The organism is Nonomuraea diastatica, assembly GCF_004349015.1.
Classification (GTDB): Bacteria; Actinomycetota; Actinomycetes; order Streptosporangiales; family Streptosporangiaceae; genus Nonomuraea; species Nonomuraea diastatica.
The window spans coordinates 1-1,065 of sequence record NZ_SMKP01000430.1 but is presented as its reverse complement, the minus strand read 5'-3'; the positions used below and the strand labels follow the sequence as shown (position 1 = coordinate 1,065).

Below are 1,065 nucleotides of genomic sequence, written 5' to 3'. Positions count from 1 at the left end.
TGGACAGATGATGACGCAAATGCCGGAATTGCCGCTGCAGATGCGGCGGAACGGGTTCGACCCGGTCGCGGAGCTGGCCCGGGCGCGCGACGGCGAGGGCGTGGTGCGAGTCGAGACGCCGCTCGGCCTGCCCGCCTACCTGGTCTGCCGCCACGAGGACGTCCGCAAGGTGCTGTCGGACCCGGCCCGGTTCAGCAGTGCCCTGACGCCGTTCCCCGGATCCGGGCAGATGGACGCCGACGAGCTGGCCAAGATGCAGGCCGGGCAGCTGATCGCGTTCGACCCGCCGGAACACACCCGGCTGCGCCGGATGCTCACCCCGGAGTTCACGGTACGCCGGATGCGCAGGCTCGAACCGCGGATCACCGAGATCGTCCAGACGGCTCTGGACGACCTGGAGCGGGCGGGCAAGCCGGCCGACCTGGTGGCGCACTTCGCTCTGCCGGTGCCCTCCCTGGTGATCTGCGAGCTGCTGGGCGTGCCGCCGGCCGACCGCGCCGAGTTCCAGGATCGTTCCGTACGCATGCTGGACACCTCCTCGCCGATGGAGCAGCGCGTCGCGGCGCAGCGGGAAGACCACGCCTACATGGCCGGCCTGGTCGCCCGCGCGCAGGCCGACCCGGGCGAGGACATGCTGGGCATGCTGGTGCGCGAGCACGGCCACGATCTCAGCACCGACGAGCTGATCGGCATCGCGAAACTGCTGCTACTGGCCGGGCACGAGACCACCTCGAACATGCTCGGCCTGGGCACCCTGGCCCTGCTGCGGCACCCGGACCAGCTCGCGATGATCCGCGACGATCCGGCCCAGGTCGAGCCCGCCGTCGAGGAGCTGTTGCGCTGGCTGTCCGTCGTGCAGTTGCTGCCGCCCCGCACGACCACGGCGGAAGTGGAGATCGCCGGGCAGGTCATCCCCGCGGGATCGTTCGTGATCTGCTCGTTTCCCGCCGCCAACCGCGACCCTGCCTTCGCCGAGGATCCCGAGACCCTCGACATCAGCCGGGGAGCCGCCGGTCATGTCGCCTTCGGCCACGGCGTGCACCACTGTCTCGGGGCGCCGCTGGC

The 1,065-nt window shown here is 71.1% G+C and carries 1 protein-coding gene; it reads left to right on the top strand.

What is annotated here, in order from left to right:
• Window positions 1-19: 19 nt before the first annotated feature.
• Window positions 20-1,065, top strand: a 1,046-nt coding sequence (locus E1294_RS52020) for a cytochrome P450 (RefSeq protein WP_246083902.1), incomplete at its 3' end; no start/stop codon positions are given.